At 67.1% G+C, this 20,105-nt stretch carries 19 protein-coding genes; 2 read left to right on the forward strand and 17 right to left on the reverse strand.

The genetic code is table 11. The features are described 5' to 3' along the window. Positions 1 to 222 precede the first annotated feature (222 nt). The gene (locus tag ABL843_RS26555; RefSeq protein ID WP_184640789.1) at positions 223 to 537 is read left to right on the forward strand and encodes a hypothetical protein; all 315 of its coding nucleotides are present in this window, start codon (positions 223 to 225) and stop codon (positions 535 to 537) included. Here the strand turns inward: ABL843_RS26555 and ABL843_RS26560 are convergent. The 7 genes from ABL843_RS26560 to oxlT all read right to left on the reverse strand — a co-directional run bounded on the left by ABL843_RS26560 (position 482) and on the right by oxlT (position 8,868). Continuing rightward, entirely contained in the window at positions 482 to 730 is a 249-nt protein-coding gene (locus ABL843_RS26560; protein WP_126023583.1) for a formate dehydrogenase subunit delta, read from the reverse strand. The two genes, ABL843_RS26555 and ABL843_RS26560, sit on opposite strands and share 56 nt — an antisense overlap. Positions 731 to 770: 40 nt before the next feature. Then, positions 771 to 1,595, reverse strand: coding sequence for a formate dehydrogenase accessory sulfurtransferase FdhD (gene fdhD / locus ABL843_RS26565; RefSeq protein ID WP_418120523.1), 825 nt, complete (start codon positions 1,593 to 1,595; stop codon positions 771 to 773). A 19-nt stretch (positions 1,596 to 1,614) separates the two neighbouring features. Beyond that, complete coding sequence (gene fdhF / locus ABL843_RS26570; RefSeq protein WP_418117891.1) at positions 1,615 to 4,485, reverse strand: formate dehydrogenase subunit alpha; 2,871 nt, start codon at positions 4,483 to 4,485, stop codon at positions 1,615 to 1,617. A 180-nt stretch (positions 4,486 to 4,665) separates the two neighbouring features. Beyond that, positions 4,666 to 6,225: a formate dehydrogenase beta subunit gene (locus tag ABL843_RS26575; RefSeq protein ID WP_418117892.1), complete on the reverse strand. Its 1,560-nt coding sequence runs from the start codon at positions 6,223 to 6,225 to the stop codon at positions 4,666 to 4,668. After that, positions 6,222 to 6,722 (reverse strand): formate dehydrogenase subunit gamma, encoded by a 501-nt coding sequence (locus ABL843_RS26580; RefSeq protein WP_126023587.1) that lies wholly within the window; start codon positions 6,720 to 6,722, stop codon positions 6,222 to 6,224. Before ABL843_RS26580 ends, ABL843_RS26575 begins: the two co-directional genes overlap by 4 nt. A 260-nt stretch (positions 6,723 to 6,982) precedes the next feature. After that, a complete protein-coding gene (locus tag ABL843_RS26585) occupies positions 6,983 to 7,471 on the reverse strand; it encodes a gamma carbonic anhydrase family protein (RefSeq protein WP_418117894.1) in 489 nt (162 codons plus the stop codon). A 116-nt stretch (positions 7,472 to 7,587) separates the two neighbouring features. Then, a complete protein-coding gene (oxlT, locus tag ABL843_RS26590) occupies positions 7,588 to 8,868 on the reverse strand; it encodes an oxalate/formate MFS antiporter (RefSeq protein WP_418120524.1) in 1,281 nt (426 codons plus the stop codon). Positions 8,869 to 9,556: 688 nt separating this feature from the next. Between oxlT and ABL843_RS26595 the strand changes: the two genes are divergently transcribed. Further along, a complete protein-coding gene (locus tag ABL843_RS26595; RefSeq protein WP_418117896.1) occupies positions 9,557 to 9,721 on the forward strand; it encodes a hypothetical protein in 165 nt (54 codons plus the stop codon). 48 nt (positions 9,722 to 9,769) lie between these two features. Here ABL843_RS26595 and ABL843_RS26600 read toward each other — a convergent pair whose 3' ends face one another. The 10 genes from ABL843_RS26600 to frc (ABL843_RS26645) form a co-directional block, all read right to left on the reverse strand. Beyond that, on the reverse strand, positions 9,770 to 10,717 hold the full coding sequence (locus ABL843_RS26600) for a LysR family transcriptional regulator (RefSeq protein ID WP_126023590.1): 948 nt from the start codon (positions 10,715 to 10,717) through the stop codon (positions 9,770 to 9,772). 27 nt (positions 10,718 to 10,744) lie between these two features. Then, the gene (pyk, locus tag ABL843_RS26605) at positions 10,745 to 12,163 is read right to left on the reverse strand and encodes a pyruvate kinase (RefSeq protein ID WP_418117897.1); all 1,419 of its coding nucleotides are present in this window, start codon (positions 12,161 to 12,163) and stop codon (positions 10,745 to 10,747) included. A 154-nt stretch (positions 12,164 to 12,317) separates the two neighbouring features. Beyond that, positions 12,318 to 13,331 (reverse strand): 2-dehydropantoate 2-reductase, encoded by a 1,014-nt coding sequence (locus ABL843_RS26610; protein WP_184640795.1) that lies wholly within the window; start codon positions 13,329 to 13,331, stop codon positions 12,318 to 12,320. 49 nt (positions 13,332 to 13,380) lie between these two features. Continuing rightward, positions 13,381 to 14,160: a fumarylacetoacetate hydrolase family protein gene (locus ABL843_RS26615; RefSeq protein ID WP_369660801.1), complete on the reverse strand. Its 780-nt coding sequence runs from the start codon at positions 14,158 to 14,160 to the stop codon at positions 13,381 to 13,383. A gap of 54 nt (positions 14,161 to 14,214) precedes the next feature. After that, positions 14,215 to 15,114, reverse strand: coding sequence for a succinate--CoA ligase subunit alpha (gene sucD / locus ABL843_RS26620; RefSeq protein ID WP_126023594.1), 900 nt, complete (start codon positions 15,112 to 15,114; stop codon positions 14,215 to 14,217). A gap of 40 nt (positions 15,115 to 15,154) precedes the next feature. After that, on the reverse strand, positions 15,155 to 16,333 hold the full coding sequence (sucC, locus tag ABL843_RS26625) for an ADP-forming succinate--CoA ligase subunit beta (protein ID WP_418117899.1): 1,179 nt from the start codon (positions 16,331 to 16,333) through the stop codon (positions 15,155 to 15,157). 32 nt (positions 16,334 to 16,365) lie between these two features. After that, a complete protein-coding gene (locus ABL843_RS26630) occupies positions 16,366 to 16,683 on the reverse strand; it encodes a hypothetical protein (protein WP_184640798.1) in 318 nt (105 codons plus the stop codon). 275 nt (positions 16,684 to 16,958) lie between these two features. After that, positions 16,959 to 18,206 carry a formyl-CoA transferase gene (gene frc / locus ABL843_RS26635; RefSeq protein WP_126023597.1) on the reverse strand — a complete coding sequence of 416 codons (1,248 nt, stop codon included), beginning with the start codon at positions 18,204 to 18,206 and terminating at the stop codon, positions 16,959 to 16,961. Then, positions 18,203 to 18,649 (reverse strand): PAS domain-containing protein, encoded by a 447-nt coding sequence (locus ABL843_RS26640; RefSeq protein WP_126023598.1) that lies wholly within the window; start codon positions 18,647 to 18,649, stop codon positions 18,203 to 18,205. The genes frc (ABL843_RS26635) and ABL843_RS26640 overlap by 4 nt, the downstream gene beginning before the upstream one ends. Positions 18,650 to 18,806: 157 nt before the next feature. After that, positions 18,807 to 20,078, reverse strand: coding sequence for a formyl-CoA transferase (frc, locus tag ABL843_RS26645; protein ID WP_418117900.1), 1,272 nt, complete (start codon positions 20,076 to 20,078; stop codon positions 18,807 to 18,809). Positions 20,079 to 20,105: the final 27 nt, after the last annotated feature.

The following is a 20,105-nucleotide window of genomic DNA, read 5'->3' on the forward strand; positions in this document are numbered from 1 at the left end:
TCGGGCAGCCGAACGCAGAGGTCGCGAAGGTTGCGCGAAAGTCGCAAAAGGAAAACCAGAAAATGGTTTTCTGTCTCTTCTGCGGCCTCTGCGTAGCTTTTGTATTTCTTCTGCGTTCGGCTGTCCGATCCCTTCCCCCGGCCCGCTCCCGACTTCGGCCTTGACCCGCGTCTTGCGCGCGTGATAAGAACCGTCCCTCGCCTTCACCGAGGAGCGACCACGATGAAAAGAGTTGGAGACAAGGGCGAGAGCCTTCGGAACTTTCCAGATGGCTCTCGGACATCCGCCCCGCCGGGGCTCTCGCGCATCGCCCTCACGCGAGGCGCATTGCGCGGCACGATCGCGCTGATCGCGGGCCTCGCGCTCGTGGCGTCCGTTCCGTACTGGGGCGGCATGCACTTTCCCGTCACCAGCCTCGTGATCTACGTCGCGGGCATGGTGTTCATCGCGATGCCGCTGTGCCTCTACTACGAGTCCCTGCTCATGGCGCAGGCAGCAGCGTCGCCCGATGGCTGCGAAGCGCCGATGCCACGATAGGCATCAACTGCGGCGTCTTGCCCGCATCGAAATCGCGCAGCAGCTGGATGCGCATGCTCGGTGCCCAGAACGACTTCAGGTGCGCGGCAATGGCCTGCGTGGCCGCGCCCGCGTCGCTGGGCGACTGCGCCTGGAAGAAGCTGCCGATCTGGTTGGCCATCTTCACGAGTTGCGCCGATTGATCGTGCTCCATTTGGTTTCCGGAAAGTTGTAGCGTTGAAAAAGGGAACGGCTCAACGCAGCCGCTGAGGGTGGCTGTACACGCCAAGATCTTCCTGCCGCACGAAGCCCACCAGCGTGAGCCCCGCGCGCTGCGCCGTGGTCACCGCGAACGAGGTCGGTGCCGACACGGCGGCCAGCAGCGGCGCGCCGGCCATCGCGGCCTTCTGCACCATCTCGAAGCTCGCGCGGCTGGTCACTGCGATGAAGCCGGCCGATGCATCGACGTCGTTGGCCGCGAGCGCACCCACCAGCTTGTCGAGCGCGTTGTGGCGGCCCACGTCCTCGCGCAGCCACATCACCTCGCCGTCGGGCGAACACCACGCCGCCGCGTGCACCGCGCCGGTGGCTTCCTGCAAGGTCTGCTGCGAAGGCAGCTGCGACATCGCCCGGCCGATGGCCTCGCGCTCGAAGCGCACGGCGGCATCGTCGCGCAGCACGGGAATCTCGCGCGACACTTGCGTCAGGCTCTCGGTGCCGCACAGGCCGCAGCCGGTGCGCCCGGCCATCGAGCGGCGGCGCTGCCTGAGGCGCGCGAAGGCCGCGCTCGACACCTGCATGTGCACCGTGAAGCCCAGCGCCGACTGCTCGGCCTCCACCGAATAGAGCTCGTGCGCCTCGTCGAGGATGCCCTCGCTCAGCGAGAAGCCGAGCGCGAAGTCTTCCAGGTCGAGCGGCGTAGCGAGCATCACCGCATGCGAGATGCCGTTGTATTCGAGCGCGACGGGCACCTCCTCGGCAACCCAGTCCTGCACGTCGAAGGGCCGGCCGCCGCGCACGCCGTGCACGGGCAGCAGCTGCGCGCCTTCGCAGAAGCGGACCGTGTCTGCGGCCTGCATGGTCATGCGCGATGCATCCTCACTTGGCCGGCACCGTCTCGTTGCTCTGGTGCGAGGCAGCGGCGAGCAGGTCGTGCTGCGTCCGGTTGAAGCGGCTGTACTCCTGCTGCCAGGCCGAAGGCTGCATCACCGGCGCCACCTGCACCGCCGTGACCTTGTATTCGGGGCAGTTGGTGGCCCAGTCGGAGTTGTCGGTGGTGATCACGTTCGCCCCCGACTCGGGGAAGTGGAAGGTGGTGTAGACAACGCCCGGCTGCACGCGCTCCGACACCGTGGCGCGCAGCACCGTCTCGCCCGCGCGGCTCTGGATGCCGACCCAGTCGCCTTCCTTCACGCCGCGTTCCTCGGCGTCGTGAGGATGGATCTCCAGCCGATCCTCGCTGTGCCACTGGTTGTTCTCGGTGCGCCGCGTCTGCGCGCCCACGTTGTACTGCGAGAGGATGCGCCCGGTGGTCAGCAGCAGCGGGAACCTGCGCGTGACCTTCTCGTCGGTCGGCACGTACTGCGTGACGATGAACTTGCCCTTGCCGCGCACGAAGCGGTCGATGTGCATGGTGGGCGTGCCGTCGGGCGCGTTCTCGTTGCAGGGCCACTGGATGCTGCCGAGCTCGTCGAGGCGCTTGTAGCTCACGCCGTGGAAGGTGGGCGTGAGCGCGGCGATCTCGTCCATGATCTCCTCCGGGCTCTGGTAGTCCATCGGATAACCCAGGGCCTGCGCGAGCTTCACCGTCACTTCCCAGTCGGCATAGCCCGCCTTCGGCGGCATCACCTTGCGCACGCGCGAGATCCGGCGCTCGGCGTTGGTGAAGGTGCCGTCCTTCTCCAGGAAGGAGGAGCCCGGCAGGAACACGTGCGCGTACTTGGCGGTCTCGTTGAGGAAGATGTCCTGCACCACCACGCATTCCATGGCCATCATCGCGGCGGCCACGTGCTGGGTGTTCGGGTCGGACTGCACGATGTCCTCGCCCTCGCAGTAGAGGCCCTTGAAGCTGCCGCCGATGGCGGCGTCGAACATGTTGGGAATGCGCAGGCCCGGCTCGGGGTCGATCGGCACGCCCCAGGCAGCCTCGAACGCAGAGCGCGTGGTGCTGTCCGACACATGGCGGTAGCCCGGCAGCTCGTGCGGGAAGGAGCCCATGTCGCAGGAGCCCTGCACGTTGTTCTGGCCGCGCAGCGGGTTCACGCCCACGCCTTCTCTGCCCACGTTGCCGGTGACCATCGCGAGGTTGGCGATGCCCATCACGGTCGTCGAGCCCTGGCTGTGCTCGGTCACGCCCAGGCCGTAGTAGATGGCGGCATTGCCGCCCGTCGCGAAGAGCCGCGCGGCCGCGCGCATCTCGGCGGCAGGCACGCCGGTGACCGCCTCGGTGGCCTCGGGCGACTGCTCGGGGCGCTCGACGTACGACTTCCATTCCTTGAACGACGCCGTGTCGCAGCGCTCGGCCACGAACTCGTCGGCCATCAGCCCTTCGGTCACGATGACGTGGGCCAGCGCCGTGACCACCGCCACGTTGGTGCCGGGGCGCAGCTGCAGGTGGTGCGCAGCCTGGATGTGCGGCGACTTCACGATGTCGATGCGGCGCGGGTCGACCACGATCAGCTTCGCGCCCTGGCGCAGCCGCTTCTTCATGCGCGAGGCGAACACCGGATGGCCGTCGGTCGGGTTGGCGCCGATCACCATGATCACGTCGGCCTTGTCGACCGAGGCAAAAGTCTGCGTGCCCGCCGACTCGCCCAGCGTCTGCTTCAGGCCGTAGCCCGTGGGCGAATGGCACACGCGCGCGCAGGTGTCGACGTTGTTGTTGCCGAAGGCGGCGCGCACCAGCTTCTGCACGAGGTAGGTCTCCTCGTTGGTGCAGCGCGAGGAAGTGATGCCGCCGATGGAGTCGCGGCCGTACTTGGCCTGCAGGCGCTTGAACTCGCTGGCCGCATAGCCGAGCGCGGTCTCCCAGCTCACCTCCTGCCACGGGTCGCTGATGTTCTTGCGAATCATCGGCTTGAGCATGCGGTCCTGGTGCGTGGCATAGCCCCAGGCGAAGCGGCCCTTCACGCAGGAGTGGCCCTCGTTGGCCTTGCCGTCCTTCCACGGCACCATGCGCACCACCTCGTTGCCCTTCATCTCGGCCTTGAACGAGCAGCCCACGCCGCAGTAGGCGCAGGTGGTGATCACGCTGTGCTCGGGCTGGCCGAGCCAGATCACCGACTTCTCCTGCAGCGTGGCGGTGGGGCAGGCCTCGACGCAGGCGCCGCAGCTCACACACTCCGAATCCATGAAGGCCTCGTCCTGGCCCGGCGACACGCGCGACTCGAAGCCGCGGCCGCTGATGGTCAGCGCGAAGGTGCCCTGCGTTTCCTCGCAGGCGCGCACGCAGCGGTTGCACACGATGCACTTCGACGGGTCGTAGCTGAAGTACGGGTTCGACTCGTCCTTCTCGCTCTTGAGGTGGTTGGCACCGTCGAAGCCGTAGCGCACGTTGCGCAGGCCGGTCACGCCCGCCATGTCCTGCAGCTCGCAGTTGCCGTTGGCCGAGCAGGTGAGGCAGTCCAGCGGATGGTCGGAGATGTAGAGCTCCATCACGCCCTTGCGCAGCTCCTGCAGCCTGGGCGTCTGCGTGCGCACCTTCATGCCGGCTTCGGCGGGCGTGGTGCACGAGGCCGGGAAGCCCCGGCGGCCCTCGATCTCGACCAGGCACAACCGGCACGAGCCGAAGGGCTCCAGGCTGTCGGTGGCGCAGAGCTTTGGCACCTGGATGCCCGCATCCACCGCCGCGCGCATCAGCGAGGTGCCCGCGGGCACCGTGACTTCGTTGCCGTCGATCTCCAGCGTCACCTCACGCTCCGATTCGCGCTTGGGGGTGCCGTAGTCGATGTCCTTGAGATGATTCAACATGTTGGGGGCTTTCACTGAGGCCTGAGGCAAATGCGGGGGCGGACATCCGAACGCAGAAGTCGCGAAGATTTCGCAGAAGTCGCAAAAGGAAAACCAAAAATGGTGTTTGTCTCTTCTGCGATTTCTGCGTAGTTTTTGTATTCCTTCTGCGTTCGGCTGTCCGTATCCGGATGCGTCATGTCAGGCGGCCTTTCTATCGGGAGCTTCGATGCCGAAGTCCTGCGGGAAATGGTCGAGCGCCGAGAGCACCGGGAACGGCGTCATGCCGCCCATGGCGCACAACGAGCCGTGGACCATCGTGTCGCACAGGTCGCGCAGCAGCATCACCTGCTGCGGGCGGTTCTGGTTGCCGCGGATCTTGTCGATCACTTCCACGCCGCGCGTCGAGCCGATGCGGCAGGGCGTGCACTTGCCGCAGGATTCGAGCGCGCAGAACTCCATGGCGTAGCGCGCGAGCTTCGAGAGGTCGGCCGTGTCGTCGTGCACCACGATGCCGCCATGGCCCACGGTGCCGCCGACGGCCGCGTAGGCCTCGTAGTCCAGCGGCAGGTCCCACTTCGATTCGGGCAGGTAGGCGCCCAGCGGACCGCCGACCTGCACCGCCTTGATGGGCCGGCCCGAGGCCGAGCCGCCGCCGTAGTCGTACAGCAGCTCGCGCAACGTGACGCCGAAGGCCTTCTCGACCAGGCCGCCGTACTTGATGTTGCCCGCCAGCTGCATCGGCAGCGTGCCGCGCGAGCGGCCCACGCCGTAGTCGCGGTAGAAGGCCGCGCCGCGCGCCAGGATCAGCGGCACGCTGGCCAGCGTGATGACGTTGTTGATGAGCGTGGGCTTGCCGAACAGCCCCTCGATGGCCGGCAGCGGCGGCTTGGCGCGCACGATGCCGCGCTTGCCTTCCAGGCTTTCGAGCAGCGCCGTCTCCTCGCCGCACACGTACGAGCCCGCGCCCTTGCGCACCGCGAGCGAGAAGCGCTTGCCCGAACGCAGGATGTTGTCGCCGAGGAAGCCCGCCGCCTCCGCGATGCGGATCGCCTCGTTCAGCGTCGCGATCGCGTGCGGGTACTCCGAGCGCACGTAGATGTAGCCCTGCGTCGCGCCGGTGGCGAGGCCCGCGATGGTCATGCCCTCGATGAGCATGAAGGGGTCGCCCTCCATCGTCATGCGGTCGGAGTACGTGCCCGAGTCGCCTTCGTCGGCATTGCAGACGATGTACTTCTGCGCGGCAGCCGTGCCCAGCACCGTCTTCCACTTGATGCCGGCCGGAAAGGCCGCGCCGCCGCGCCCGCGCAGGCCCGAGTCGAGCACCTGCTGCACGATCTCCTCCGGCGCGAGCGCCAGCGCGCGGCGCAGGCCGGCGAAACCCTCGTAGGCCTGGTAGTCGGTGAGCGACACCGGGTCCGTGATGCCCATGCGCGAGAAGGTCAGGCGCTCCTGCTTCTTCAGGTAAGGAATCTCCTCGGTCGGGCCGAGCGCCAGCGGATGCCTGCCGCCGGTGATGAAGCCCGCGTCGAACAGCCCCGCCACGTCGTCGGGCGTCACCGGGCCGTAGGCGATGCGGCCGGCGGGCGTGTTCACCTCCACCAGCGGCTCGAGCCAGAACATGCCGCGCGAGCCGTTGCGCACGATCTCCAGCATCAGGCCGCGCGCCGCTGCCTCCTTCGCGATGCAGCGGGCCACGCGGTCTGCGCCGGCGGCGAGCGCGGCCGAGTCGCGCGGGACGTATACGGTGATGGTGCTCATGGGTTGACCTGCGCGACCAGCGCGTCGAACGTGCGGGGCGTCATGCGCGCATGCGGCTGGTCGTCCAGCGTCATCGCGGGCGAGGAGGCGCACAGGCCGAGGCAGAAGGCCGGCTCCAGCGTGAACGCGCCGTCCTTCGTGGTGCCGTGCGCGCTGCAGCCCAGACGCAGTTCCGCATGGGCCAGCAGCGCATCGGCGCCCATCGACTGGCAAGCCTCGGCGCGGCAGATCTGGATCACATGGCGGCCCGCGGGCGCGCTGCGGAAGTGGTGGTAGTAGGTGACGACGCCGTGCACCTCGGCGCGCGAGAGGTTCTGCGCCTCGGCGATCACCGGCACCGCGTGGGCGGGGATGTAGCCGAGCGCGTCCTGCACGTCGTGCAGTATCGGCAGCAGCGCGCCGGGTTCGTTCTCGTGCGCCTGCAGGATGCGCTGCACGGCGGCGAGTTCGCTCGCCTCGTGCCCCTGCTGCGCCTGCTGAACCTGTTCTTGTCTCATGGTCCGTCCGATCTGCTCCGCTGCGTGAAGCCTTCAAGGCCTTGCAGGCGGAGCTGTTTTCATCGTGGTTCGTCACGGGTTCGACGTCGCGAATTCGACGCGAATCCCGTGGTCGTCCGCTTGGGGATCAATGTCGATGAATCGGGCGTCGGGGGCCTTGACACAAGTCAATTTCCGCCGAAACAAGCACGGTGCCAATGCGCACAAACCCTGCGGGCGCGCAGGGTTTCGCAAGGACCGGGAGAACTGCCTGAAAGACCCTATCGGGCGGAGGCTTCGCGCGCCCTGCGCAGCTGCGCTTCGGCTTCTTCGTCGCCCACCTCGCCGGTGACCTTCGCGGGGCGGCCCGCGATGCGCGAACGGTCGGGAAAGACCTTGCCTTCGGTGAGCAGCGAACCGGGCTCGACGATGCATCCGCGGCCCACCACCGAGCCGTTGAGCGCGACGGTGTTCTCGCCGACGACGGCGCCGTCGCCCACGGTGCAGCCGTGCAGCATCACGTGCGGGCCGACCATCACCTCGGCGCCGATGGTGAGCGGGAAGCCGGGGTCGGCGTGCAGCATCACGCCCGCCTCCACCTGGCTGCCGCGGCCGACGGTGATGGGCTCGTTGTCGCCGCGCAGCACCGAGTGCGCGCCGATGCTGCAGCCGGCCGCCAGCACGACCTGGCCGATCACGCTGGCGCTCTCGGCCACTCGGGCGCTGGCGTCGATGACCGGTTCATGCGCGTCAAGTCGGTAGATCGTCACTGCAAAGGCTCCTGTTCATCGGCAAAAGGCCCCGCCATCTTCATGGCGGGGCCGCGGGGGAAAGGCGGATGCCCGGATGGTACCGGCGCTGCCGCCCTCGGTGGTGTGCAGGTGTTCTATTCGGTACGGCTGGCCTCGATGTGCTTGCGGCGCATCGGGCGCAGCACGAACCAGGCCATCAGCGCCGCGAGCGCATTGACCGCGCTGGCCGCGATGAAGACGGCCTGCCAGCTGCCTGTGGAGGCGGCCAGCACGCTCGACAGGGGCACCAGCAGCGAGGCCGTGCCCTTGGCGGTGTAGAGCATGCCGGCGTTCGAGGCCGCGTACTTGGAGCCGAAGGTGTCCGCGCAGGTCGAGGGGAACAGGCTGTAGATCTCGCCCCATGCGAAGAACACGATGCCCGTGAGAATCACGAACAGCAGCGGGTTCTGGCCGTAGTGGTAGAGCATCAGGATGCCGACCGACTCGATCGCGAAGGCGATGAACATGGTCTGCTCGCGGCCGATCTTGTCCGACACCCATCCGAAGAATGGCCGCGTGAGGCCGTTGAGCACGCGGTCGATGGCCAGTGCGAAGGTCAGCGCGGGCAGCACCAGGCCCATGATGTTGACCGGCACGTCGATGATCTTGAAGTCCTTGGCGATGGGCGCGAGCTGCGCGGTGGCCATCAGGCCGCCGGCCGCCACCATCACGAACATCGCGTACATCACCCAGAACACCGGCGAGCGCAGCACCTCGGAGGGCGCGTAGTCGCGGCGCGACTGCTGCACGGCGCGGTTGTTGGAAGCCTTGGCGTGGTCGGGCGCGCGGGTCAGGAGCCATGCGAGCAGGAACACGATGAGCCCCTGCCCGATCCCAAAATAGAGAAAGGCTGCCTCATAGCCGCTCGACTTGATCATCGCGGAGATCGGGATGATCGTGAGCGCAGAGCCCGCACCGAAGCCCGCGGCGGTCATGCCCGCTGCAAGGCCGCGCCGGTCGGGGAACCACTTGAGCGCATTGCCCACGCAGGTGCCGTAGACCGCGCCCGCGCCGATGCCGCCGATGGCCGCCGCCACGTACAGCAGCGCCAGCGAGTCGGCGAACGAGTTGAGCACCCAGCCCACGCCGCAGAGCACGCCGCCCACCAGCACCACGGGACGTGGTCCGAAGCGGTCGACGAGGTAGCCCTCGATGGGCACCAGCCAGGTTTCGGTGAGCACGAAGATGGTGAAGGCAACCTGGATCGCGGCGCGGCTCCAGCCGTGCTTGTCGGCGATCGGATTGACGAAGAGCGTCCAGCCGTACTGCAGGTTGGCGATCATCGCCATGCAGACGATGCCTATGAGCAATTGGCCCCATCGGTACGCCTCGGATCGGGTCGCGTTGGCGCCATAGGTTTCGGACGGGGGGTACATCGCGGCGTTGGAACCTGCGATCGTGGAGGTGGGCCGAGTCATGGAGTTGTCCTTGGTGTTTTCGTTGAAATCCGACGGGCTGCCAGAGCAGAGCAATCAGTCGAGCGAACTGTGCGCATCGACGGGCGACGAGGCTTCGTTGACATCGATACACGGCATTGGAATCACCAGTTTTCTGCGCGTGAATGACTGTCGGACCGAGCGACTCAAAAACTCTTGACCTCAGTCAAGTTCACACGAATCGCGCCCTCGGCGAACCCCCGAGGTATCCCTAGCACGAGGCACTGATTCCTCTCTGGAAATCGCACCGCACGCGACGCGAACGAGAGGCCGCTGCGACGCGTGTCGAACGGCCTCTCGCGCATCGCATCAAGGAACAGAAATGGATGGAGGAATTTCGATGATTCGCGCGTGATGGTTGCGCGCCATTTTTCGATGCACGCATCGGCTCTTGCGATGTCCCTCGATGGCTTCGCGATGCGCGTCGCGCGCAGCCGATGCTCTTCCGATCGGCTCTGGCAGGGGGAACTTTCACCCCATGACGGGACCCTGTCCGACAGGGAAAAATTGACCCAGGTCAAGAAATGCAAAAATCGCGTTTGCCCTCGTCTAGGGTAAACCCTAAAATTCAGGGTAATCCCTTCGGTCTTTCCGATTCAGTTTCAGATTCTTTTTTTGGAGCCATCAAATGAGCCACACGACCCTGAATTCCAACGCACTGCGTGCCCCGTCTTCTTCCTCGGCCGCCAGCAACGTCATGCGCGAGCTGTTCGCGGTGATGCCCATCGTGATCTTCTACAAGGCCGCTCGCGCCGCGCTGATGCAGCGTCGCTCGTCGTTCGTGCAACGCTGATCCGCCGCACGCAGCAGCCAGGCAATCCCCGCAAGGAGCGCGCGCGAGTCACTCGCCGCGCTCTTTTTCCTTGGGGCCTTCGAACGGGACGATCTGCGCGATCAGCGCGGGCCCGTCGCTCAGCAGGAACTCCTTGAAGGCCTGCGCCACCGGCGGCAGCCGCTTGCTGCGGCGATGCACCACGTACCAGTTGAGCATCAGCGGAAATCCCTGCACGTCGAGCACGCAGAGGCTGCCGGCGCGCAGCTCCTGGCTCACGGTGTGGGCCGACACGAAACTCACGCCCATGCCCGCGATCACCGCCTGCTTGATGGTCTCGGTGCTGCGTATCTCCATCGCGACGTTGATGCCGCTCAGGTCGCCGCCGAAGCCGTCCTCCATCGAGTGCCAGGTGTCGGACGCCTTCTCGCGTACCACGAAGGGCTCGCGCATCAGCCGCGCCCGCGGGATGTTTCTCTCTCGCGCCAGCGGATGGCCGGGCGCCGCGACGATCACGTAAGGGTGCGGCGCAAAGGGCTGGTTGACGGTGTCCAGGTCGGTGGGTGGGCGCACCATGATCGCGAGATCCGTAAGGTTCTCCGCGATGTGGGTCAGCAGCTCCGCGCGGTTGTGGACCGTGAAGTTCAGCGTCACGCCCTGGTGGCGGCTCGCGAACTCGACCAGCAGGCGCGGAAAGAAGTAGTCGCCCGCGCTGATCACGCCCACGTTGAGCTTGCCGCCCGAGACGCCCTTGAACTGCATCATCGCGTGCTCGGCCGCCTCGAACTGCTGGATGATCGCGCGGCTGATCTGCAGCAGTTCGGTGCCCGCGGGCGTGAGGTAGATCTTCTTGCCGAACTGCTCGAAGAGCGCGTTGTCCGCATGCTCCTCGAGCTTGCGCACCTGCGTGGAGACGGCGGGCTGCGTGAGGTGCAGTTCCTCGGCCGCGCGAGAGAAGCTCAGCAGCCGCGCCACCGCCTCGAAGACCTTCATCTGGCGCAGGGTCGCGTGTTTCATCGCAGGGCCTTCGAAGCTGGGGGGCGCTCAGCGCGGTATTCGGGCGACGTGCAGCAGGTTGGTGGTGCCCGACTGCCCGAAGGGCAGGCCCGCCACCACCACCACGTCGTCCCCCTCCTTCGCGAAGCCCTCGCTGCGAGCCGTGCGGCAGGCGCAGTCGATCATCTCCGCCACGTCGTGCACGTCGTCGACCAGCACCGCGTGCACGCCCCAGACCATCGCCATGCGACGCGCGGCGGCCACGTCGGGCGTGAGGCTCAGGATGGGCACCGCCGGGCGCTCGCGCGCCGCGCGCAGGCTCGTGAAGCCCGACGACGTGTAGGTCACGGTGGCGGCCGGCGCGAGCAGCGAGGCCACCTGGCGCATCGAGGCGCACACCGCATCGGCCGTGGTGGAAAGCGCCGCATCGTGCGTGGCGTCGATGCCCGTGCGGTACGACGGATCGGCCTCCACGCGCGCGATGATGCGGTCCATCATCGCGACCGCCTCCAGAGGGTACTTGCCCGAGGCCGACTCGGCCGAGAGCATCACCGCGTCGACGCCGTCGTACACGGCGGTCGCCACGTCCGACACCTCGGCGCGCGTGGGTACGGGCGAGACGATCATCGATTCGAGCATCTGCGTCGCCACCACCACGGGCTTGCCGCGCTTGCGGCATGAACGCACGATCAGCCGCTGAAGCTCCGGCACCTGCTCGGGCGGCAGCTCCACACCGAGGTCGCCGCGCGCCACCATGATGCCGTCGCACAGCGCGACGATGGCATCCAGGTGCTCGATGGCAGCGGGCTTCTCCAGCTTGGCCATGATCCAGGCACGCGAGCCGATGATGGCGCGCGCCTCCTCGATGTCCTCGGGCCGCTGCACGAAGGAGAGCGCGACCCAGTCCACGCCCATCGAGAGGCCGAAGGCCAGGTCGTCGCGGTCCTTGGGCGTGAGCGGCGAGATCGGCAGCAGCACGCTGGGCACGTTGACGCCCTTGCGGTCGGAGATGTCCCCGCCGACCAGCACCGTGGTCTCGGCGAAGTCGGGGCCATGGCTGTCCACGCGCAGGCGCAGCTTGCCGTCGTCGAGCAGCAGCTCGGTGCCGTTGTGCAGCGCGGCGAAGATTTCCGGGTGCGGCAGCGGCGCGCGGCGTGCATTGCCGCTGGCCTGGCTCATGTCGAGGCGGAAGCGCGCGCCCGCGTCGAGATGCGCCCGCCCGCCCTCGAAGGTGCCCAGGCGCAGCTTGGGCCCCTGCAGGTCGAGCAGGATGCCGATGGGCCGGCCGTGCTCCTTCTCGAGCCGGCGGATGGTCTCGATGCGGCGCGCATGGTCGTGCTGCGTGCCGTGGCTCAGGTTGAGCCGGAACACATCCACGCCGCGTCCGAACAGCGCGCGGATGGCCTGCTCGTCGGTGGTGGCCGGGCCGAGGGTTGCGACGATCTTGGCGCTGCGCGTGCGTCTCATCGAACGCCTCCGGTACCGAGGGCATGGCTCCCTCTCCCCTCGGGGAGAGGGTTGGGGTGAGGGCTGGCGGCGCTGGTCGAGGCAGGGCTTGTGCGAGGGCCGTCACCCTCACCCCTGCCCTCTCCCCGAGGGGAGAGGGAGAAACACCGTCCGCTCATGCCGCGATCTCGTCGAGCTTCACCCGGCCACGCTGGTCTTCCATGGTGCGCGCGAGCAGCTTCACAAGGCTGTAGACGGTGTCGATGTGCGGCGTCGGCGTTTCGGTGAGCCGTGCCAGCTCGACCACGGCGCCGACCAGCGCGTCGATCTCGGGCGCGCGGCCCGCTTCCACGTCCTGCAGCATCGAGGTCTTGTGCTTGCCGACCTTCTCCGCGCCCGCGATGCGCTTCTCCAGCGTCACGCGGAACTCGATGCCGAGCTTGTGCGCGACGGCCTGGGCCTCGCGCATCATTGCCGCGGCGAGCTCGCGCGAAGGCGGGTACTGGCAGATGTCCACGAGCGTGGAATGCGCGAGGCTGCTGATCGGGTTGAAGGTGAGGTTGCCCCACAGCTTGAGCCAGATCTCGGCGCGGATGTTGTCGAGCACCGGCGCCTTGAAACCCGCGCCGGTGAAGCAGGCCGACACGCGCTCGACGCGCTCGCTGGCCGAGCCATCGAGCTCGCCCACCGGGAAGCGGTCGCCCTCGATGTGCCTGACCACGCCGGGCGCGATGAGCTCCGAGGCCGGATACACCACGCAGCCGATCACCCGCTGCGCCGGAATCTTCGCCGCGAGCGTTCCCGATGGGTCGACGCTGCGCACCGGCGTGCCTTCGAGCGTGCCGCCATGCTTGTGGAAATACCAGTACGGGATGCCGTTCTGCATGGTCACGACCACTGTGTCCGGCCCGAAGAGCTTCGGCACGTCGTTGGCCACGGCCTCGACCTGGTGGGCCTTCATCGCGAGCACCACGATGTCCTGCGGGCCCGCCTCGTCGTAGCGGTCGGTGGCCTTCACGTTGCGCGCCACCTGTTCCTCGCCTTCGGCCGAGACCAGCCTGATGCCGTTGCGGCCTATGGCTTCGAGGTTGGCGCCCCGCACGATGAACGTGACGTCCTCGCCGGCCAGCGCGAGTTTCGCGCCGACCAGTCCGCCGATGGCGCCTGCGCCGATGATTGCAATCTTCATGTCGTCGATCCCCAAGAGTTGAATTCCTTGCGCGACCCTTCGGCTGCGTTCAGCCGAAGCGGTTGCTGAGCTTTCCGATGCCGCCGATCTCGATCTCGACGAGGCTGCCGGGCTTCATGGAGCCGACGCCGATCGAGGTGCCGCAGAGGATCACGTCGCCGCGATGCAGCGTCATGTCCTGCGAGATGAGGCTCACGAGCTGCTGCACCGAAAAGCGCATGTCGCTGATCGGGTAGTTCTGGCGCTGCTCGCCGTTGAGCGTGGTGGTCACGGTGAGCGTGGCGGGATCGAGGCCGGTGGCCACCACCGGGCCCATGGGGCAGAAGGTGTCGAAGCCCTTGGCGCGCACCCACTGCGCGAAGGACGCGTCGCGGTTGAGGATGTCGGCCACGGTGACGTCGTTGGCGCAGGTGTAACCGAACACGTGGTCGAGCGCGTCGGCTTCGGAGACGGCGGTGGCGGTCTTGCCGATGACAATGCCGAGCTCGCCCTCGAACACCACCTTGCCGTCGCACAGCGGCTTGCGGATGGGCGCGCCGGGCGCGAGGTACGAGTTGGGCGTCTTCAGCAGGTACAGCGGCTCGGCCGGCACCGGCAGGCTCAGCTTGGCGCCCAGCGCGTGGAAGTTGTTCCACAGCGCGATCACCTTGGTCGGCTCGGTGGGCGTGAGCAGCTGCAGCCCCGCGAGCGCGAACACGCGGCCCGTGGGCTCGGAGCTGCCGAACATGTCGCCCTGCCGCTCGTGCACGGCGTCGCCCTCGAGCGTGCCGAAGCCGATGCCGCCCGCGTGCTCGAAGCGGACCCATTTCTTCATCTGCTGCTGTTCCATGTTGTTGTCGTCTTTCTGGATGTTGAGGATTCGGGTCCGCCGCCGTTCGATCGGTCAGTCGAACGGCAGGTAGTCGGGCACCACGAGCGAGGCGAGCAGCTTCCCCATGTCCGCCGGATTGCGCGTGACGTGGATGCCGCACTCCTTCATCACCGCGAGCTTTTCCTGCGCGGTGCCGCGGCCTCCGGAGACGATGGCGCCCGCATGGCCCATGCGCTTGCCGGGCGGTGCGCTGGCGCCGGCGATGAAGCCGACCACGGGCTTGGTCATGTGGTCGCGTATCCAGCGCGCGCATTGCTCCTCGGCGTCGCCGCCGATCTCGCCGACCATGATCACGGCGTCGGTGCGCGGGTCGTCGTTGAACATCTTCAGCACGTCGATGTGCCGCAGCCCGCCGACCGGGTCGCCGCCGATGCCCACCACCGTCGACTGCCCGATGCCGAAGCTCGCCAGCTGGCTCGCGGCCTCGTAGGTCAGCGTGCCGGAGCGCGAGACGACGCCGATGCGCCCGCGCTGGTGGATGTGGCCGGGCATGATGCCGATCTTGATCTCGCCGGGCGTGATGAGCCCGGGGCAGTTGGGCCCCAGCAGCAGCGTCTTGCGGCCCTGCATGCGGTGGCGCGTGCGGATCATGTCGCGCACCGGAATGCCCTCGGTGATGCAGATGACGAGGTCGAGTTCGGCATCGACGGCCTCGTCGATGGCGGCGGCCGCGAAGGCCGGCGGCACGTAGATCACGGAAACGGTCGCGCCGGTCTCGGCCTTGGCTTCCTTCACCGTGCCGAAGATCGGGATGCCCGCCATCGACTGGCCGCCCTTCATCGGATTCACGCCCGCCACGAAGCAGTGCCTGCCGTTGCCGTATTCGAGGCAGGCCTGGGTGTGGAACTGGCCCGTCCTGCCGGTGATGCCCTGCGTGATGACGCGGGTGTGCTTGTCGATCAGGATGGACATGCGGCAATCTCCATCGGCTGTTGCTGGAAGCAGGAGCGGTTCATCGCGGGCGCTCCCAGTTGCTGGCCGCGCCGATGGCGCGCTGCGCGGCCTCGGCCATGTCGTCGGCGTTGATGATCGACAGGCCCGACTGCGCGAGGATGGTCCGGCCCAGGTCCTCGTTGGTGCCTTTCATGCGCACGATCAGCGGCACCTTGAGGCCGGTCTCGCGCACCGCGTCGACCACGCCGTGCGCGATCACGTCGCACTTCATGATCCCGCCGAAGATGTTGACGAGCACGGCCTTGAGCCTCGGGTTGCGCAGCATCAGCCGCACGGCCTCGGCCACCTTGTCGGCCGTCGCGCCGCCGCCCACGTCGAGGAAGTTGGCGGGCTCGCCGCCGTAGAGCTTGATGGCGTCCATCGTCGCCATCGCGAGGCCCGCACCGTTGACCAGGCAGCCGATGTCGCCGTGGAGCGCGATGTACGAGAGCCCGGCGTCCGAGGCCTCGATCTCCACCGGGTCTTCCTCGTCGAGGTCGCGCATCGCGACGATGTCGGGCTGGCGGAAGAGCGCGTTGTCGTCGAAGTCGAACTTGGCGTCGAGTGCGATCACGCGGCCGTCGCGGGTGAGCACCAGCGGGTTGATCTCGGCCAGCGAGGCGTCGCTGCCGTCGAAGGCCTGCCAGAGGTTCTGCATCAGCACGCGCGCCTGCACCACCGCGCGGTCGGCGATGCCGATGCGTCGCGCGATGCCGTCCGCCTCGGCCACGCCGAGGCCGGTGTCAGGGTCGATGAAGAGCCGGTGGATCTTCTCGGGCGTGCGCGCGGCCACTTCCTCGATGTCCATGCCGCCTTCGCTCGAAGCCATCAGCGCCACGCGCTGCGAATTGCGGTCGACCACGAAGCCCAGGTAGAGCTCCTTGTCGATCTCCACGCTTTCTTCCACCAGCAGTTGCTTCACCACGCGGCCCTCGGGGCCGGTCTGTGGCGTCTGCAGCGTCATGCCGAGCATCTGGCCGGCGTGGCGCCGCACCTCGTCCACCGACCAGGCCGGCTTCACGCCGCCGCCCTTGCCGCGGCCGCCCGCGTGGATCTGCGCCTTGACCACCCAGGCGCGCCCGCCGATGCGGCTGGCGGCCTCGGCGGCCTCGTCGGGCGAGCGGCAGACGAAGCCGCGAGGCGTTGCCACGCCGTATTGGCGCAGCACTTCCTTGCCTTGGTATTCGTGGATGTTCATCGCCGCAATTGCCCTGAATCGTTAATTGAAATTCAGGCGCCCAGCTCGACGCCGTGGCTTTCGGCCCAATTGAAATAGCTCGACGAAGCCATTTCGCGCTTGCGGTGAATTTCCTTCTTCTGCTCGATGGCCAAGGCGAGGAATTCCGCGTCGTAGGCCTTCAGCAGGTGCGGCTGCTCGGTCTTCAGGTAATGGCCGATGCGCGTATTGGCGTCCTCGCCCAGGCCCATCAGGCGGTCATAGGTCTCGCCGTCCCAGTGCCAGCGCAGCCCCAGCTCGAAGAAGGCGGCGTTATAGGCATTGCGCTCGATCTCGTCGCGCCAGTATTGGATGGGTGACTGGTTTTCCATGATCTTCTCCTTGAATGAATGCCGGATCGATGAATAAGACGGGCAATTCCGGCGAGTTCAAAATGTAGAAGCGATGGACGATAAATAAAAATCAAATGAATTTATAAAAACCATTCCTTGCAGGTTATGGATGGAAATTCCGAAATTCCAGTCAGATCGACAACCGGCAATTGATTCGAATCCGCGCGCGCAGGCGCCCTCCGCGCTGCCCGCGAACAGGCAGCGCGCCAGGAAAAAGGAAAACGGCAAGAGGCGGCGGCCCGCGCCGCCGGGCCTCAGATCACGCGTTCGGCCCGCAGGGTCGCCAGGGCGTCCGCGTCGTAACCGAGCTGCCTGAGCACTTCCTCGGTGTGTTCGCCAAGCAGCGGCGAGCGCGTCACCACCGTCGGGCTGTCGGACATCTTGATGGGGTTGCCCACCGTCAGGTACTTGCCGCGCACCGGGTGGTCGACCTCGACGATGGTGCCGGTCTCGCGCAGCGACTCGTCCGCGGCGATCTCCTTCATCGAGAGGATCGGTCCGCACGGAATGTCGTACTCGTTGAGGATGTCCATGGCCTCGAACTTGGTCTTGGTCATGGTCCACTGCTCGATGCGCGCGAAGATCGGCTTCAGGTGCAGCAATCGCGCCGCCGGCGTGGCGTAGGCCTCGTCGGTGATCCAGCCTTCCTCGCCGATGACCTTGCACACCGCCGGCCACACCGCCGCCTGCGTGATGAAGTAGATGTAGGCGTTGGGGTCGGTCTCCCAGCCCTTGCACTTGAGGATGGAGCCGGGCTGGCCGCCGCCCGATGCGTTGCCCGCGCGCGGCACTGCGTCGCCGAACTTGCCGTCGGGGTACTGCGGGTACTCGTGCATGGTGCCGGTGCGCTCCAGCCGCTGCTGGTCGCGCATCTTCACGCGGCACAGGTTGAGCACCGCGTCCTGCATCGGCGCGAGCACCTGCTGGCCACGCCCGGTGCTGTTGCGCTGGAAGAGCGCCGCGAGGATGCCGAGCGCCAGGTGCAGCCCGGTGCCGCTGTCGCCGATCTGCGCGCCGGTCACGAGCGGCGGGCCGTCCTCGAAGCCGGTGGTGGAGGCCGCGCCGCCCGCGCACTGGGCCACGTTCTCGTAGACCTTGCAGTGCTCGTACTTGCCGGGGCCGAAGCCCTTGACCGAGGCGACGATCATGCGCGGGTTGAGCTTCTGGATGTGGGCCCATGTGATGCCCATGCGGTCGAGCGCGCCGGGCGCGAAGTTCTCGACCAGCACGTCGCAGGTCTTGATGAGGCTGTCGAGAACCTCCTTGCCCTTGGGATTCTTGGTATCCAGCGTGATCGAGCGCTTGTTGTGGTTCAGCATCGTGAAGTAGAGGCTGTCCGCGCCGGGAATGTCGCGCAGCTGGCCGCGCGTGGCGTCGCCTTCGCCGGCGCGCTCGACCTTGATCACGTCGGCGCCGAACCAGGCCAGAAGCTGGGTGCAGGTGGGGCCCGACTGCACGTGGGTGAAGTCGAGGATGCGCACGCCCTCGAGTGCTTGGCTCATTGACTGTCTCCTTCTCTGATCATCGTGGCTTCGACTTCTACCAGACGGGCGCGGAGTTTGCGCTCCTCGGCGAAGCGGGCTGTCTCGTCGCGCACGATCGCGACGATGCCCGTGACTTGGTGATCGGCGGAGAACAGCATCGAAACCGTGAAGGCGATCGAAAGGGTGCGACCGTCCTTGTGCAGCGCGGGAACGCGCAGCAGGTCGGCGCCGTACTTGGTGACGCCGGTTTCCATGGTCTTGTGGTAGCCGTCCCAGTGCCGCTGGCGCTGCCTCTGCGGAATGATCAGGTCGAGAGACTGGCCGAGTGCCTCGGCCTCGCTGAAGCCGAAGATGCGTTCGGCGGCGCGGTTCCACAGCGTGATCGCGCCCTGCGCGTCGCACACCATGATCGCATCGCCGGCGCCTTCGACGAGCTGCTTGAAATCGACATTCGCTTGCATGTGAACCTCCGGCGCTTCGTTCAATCCAGGCCAGGCTCCCGCAGCAGCCTCCCCCAGTTCCAGGGCCACCGCGGAACCGGCTCCGCCGGGCCGCAGGTGTCGCCCCTGGAGGGGGTTGGCGCTGCCACACGAAGTGGGCAAGCCTGGGGGTGGGCTTCTACACCGCCTTGGCGGCGTGCAGGCCGGCGATCTGATCCTGGCTGTAGCCGAGCTCCGCCAGCACTTCGTCGGTGTGCTCGCCCAGCAGGGGCGAGGCCGTGACTTCGGGCTTGAGGTCAGAGAACTTGATCGGGCTGCCGATGGTCCAGTAAGTGCCGCGCTCCTTGTGCGGGACTTCGACGATCGAGCCGCTCTTGCGCAGCGACTCGTCGTGCAGCAGTTCCTTCATCGAGAGCACCGGGGCGCACGGAATGTCGTACTTGCGGAAGATGTCCACCGCCTCGAACTTGGTCTTGTCCTTGATGAAGTCCTCGATGGTGGCGAAGATCTGCTCGATGTGCGGCTGGCGGGCCTTGGCCGTCATGTAGTCGGGGTCGGTCTTCCACTCGGGCTTGCCCAGCGCCTCGCAGATCGGCTCCCAGGCGTGGCCCTGCACCGTGAAGTAGATGTAGGCGTTGGGGTCGGTCTGCCAGCCCTTGCACTTCAGGATCCAGCCGGGCTGGCCGCCGCCGCCGGCATTGCCGCCGCGCGGCACGACCTTGTCGGCGAACGCACCCATCTCGTGCGGGTACTGCGGGTATTCCTCGAGGTAGCCCACGCTGTCCAGGCGCTGCTGGTCGCGCATCTTCACGCGGCACAGGTTGAGCACGGCGTCCTGCATCGAGCAGGCCACCTTCTGGCCCTTGCCGGTCTGCTGGCGGCCGATGATGGCCGTCAGGATGCCGATGGCCAGGTGCATGCCGGTGTTGGAGTCGCCCAGCGCGGCAGCCGAGATCGTCGGCACGGAATTGCCGCCCTTCCACCAGCCGGTGGTGGATGCCGCGCCGCCGGCGCACTGCGCCACGTTCTCGTACACCTTCAGGTCCTCGTAGTGGTGGCCTTCGCTGAAGCCCTTGACCGAGGCGACGATCATCTTGGGGTTCAGCTCCTGGATGCGCTCCCAGGTGAAGCCCATGCGGTCGAGCGCGCCGGGGCCGAAGTTTTCCACCAGCACGTCGGATTCGCGGATCAGCTTCTCCAGCACGGCCTTGCCCTCGGGCTTCTTCGTGTCCAGCGTGATCGAGCGCTTGTTGCTGTTGAGCATGGTGAAGTAGAGCGCGTCGACGTCGGGGATGTCGCGCAGCTGCGAGCGCGTCACGTCGCCCGCGCCGGGACGCTCCACCTTGATCACGTCGGCGCCGAACCAGGCCAGCATCTGCGTGCATGCGGGACCGGCCTGCACGTGCGTGAAGTCGATGATCTTGATGCCGTTGAGGGGCTTGTTGCTCATTGGGATATCTCCTTGAATGAAACGGAA

This window comes from Variovorax sp. 350MFTsu5.1 (assembly GCF_048302515.1).
GTDB lineage: Bacteria > Pseudomonadota > Gammaproteobacteria > Burkholderiales > Burkholderiaceae_C > Variovorax > Variovorax guangxiensis.

Bases quoted from the DNA above. Each gene is read 5' to 3' on its own strand.
- ABL843_RS26555 (WP_184640789.1), top strand. From the start codon at position 223: ATGAAAAGAGTTGGAGACAAGGGCGAGAGCCTTCGGAACTTTCCAGAT.
- ABL843_RS26560 (WP_126023583.1), bottom strand. From the start codon at position 730: ATGGAGCACGATCAATCGGCGCAACTCGTGAAGATGGCCAACCAGATC.
- fdhD (WP_418120523.1), bottom strand. From the start codon at position 1,595: ATGCAGGCCGCAGACACGGTCCGCTTCTGCGAAGGCGCGCAGCTGCTG.
- fdhF (WP_418117891.1), bottom strand. From the start codon at position 4,485: ATGTTGAATCATCTCAAGGACATCGACTACGGCACCCCCAAGCGCGAA.
- ABL843_RS26575 (WP_418117892.1), bottom strand. From the start codon at position 6,225: ATGAGCACCATCACCGTATACGTCCCGCGCGACTCGGCCGCGCTCGCC.
- ABL843_RS26580 (WP_126023587.1), bottom strand. From the start codon at position 6,722: ATGAGACAAGAACAGGTTCAGCAGGCGCAGCAGGGGCACGAGGCGAGC.
- oxlT (WP_418120524.1), bottom strand. From the start codon at position 8,868: ATGTACCCCCCGTCCGAAACCTATGGCGCCAACGCGACCCGATCCGAG.
- ABL843_RS26595 (WP_418117896.1), top strand. From the start codon at position 9,557: ATGAGCCACACGACCCTGAATTCCAACGCACTGCGTGCCCCGTCTTCT.
- ABL843_RS26600 (WP_126023590.1), bottom strand. From the start codon at position 10,717: ATGAAACACGCGACCCTGCGCCAGATGAAGGTCTTCGAGGCGGTGGCG.
- pyk (WP_418117897.1), bottom strand. From the start codon at position 12,163: ATGAGACGCACGCGCAGCGCCAAGATCGTCGCAACCCTCGGCCCGGCC.
- ABL843_RS26610 (WP_184640795.1), bottom strand. From the start codon at position 13,331: ATGAAGATTGCAATCATCGGCGCAGGCGCCATCGGCGGACTGGTCGGC.
- ABL843_RS26615 (WP_369660801.1), bottom strand. From the start codon at position 14,160: ATGGAACAGCAGCAGATGAAGAAATGGGTCCGCTTCGAGCACGCGGGC.
- sucD (WP_126023594.1), bottom strand. From the start codon at position 15,114: ATGTCCATCCTGATCGACAAGCACACCCGCGTCATCACGCAGGGCATC.
- sucC (WP_418117899.1), bottom strand. From the start codon at position 16,333: ATGAACATCCACGAATACCAAGGCAAGGAAGTGCTGCGCCAATACGGC.
- ABL843_RS26630 (WP_184640798.1), bottom strand. From the start codon at position 16,683: ATGGAAAACCAGTCACCCATCCAATACTGGCGCGACGAGATCGAGCGC.
- frc (WP_126023597.1), bottom strand. From the start codon at position 18,206: ATGAGCCAAGCACTCGAGGGCGTGCGCATCCTCGACTTCACCCACGTG.
- ABL843_RS26640 (WP_126023598.1), bottom strand. From the start codon at position 18,649: ATGCAAGCGAATGTCGATTTCAAGCAGCTCGTCGAAGGCGCCGGCGAT.
- frc (WP_418117900.1), bottom strand. From the start codon at position 20,078: ATGAGCAACAAGCCCCTCAACGGCATCAAGATCATCGACTTCACGCAC.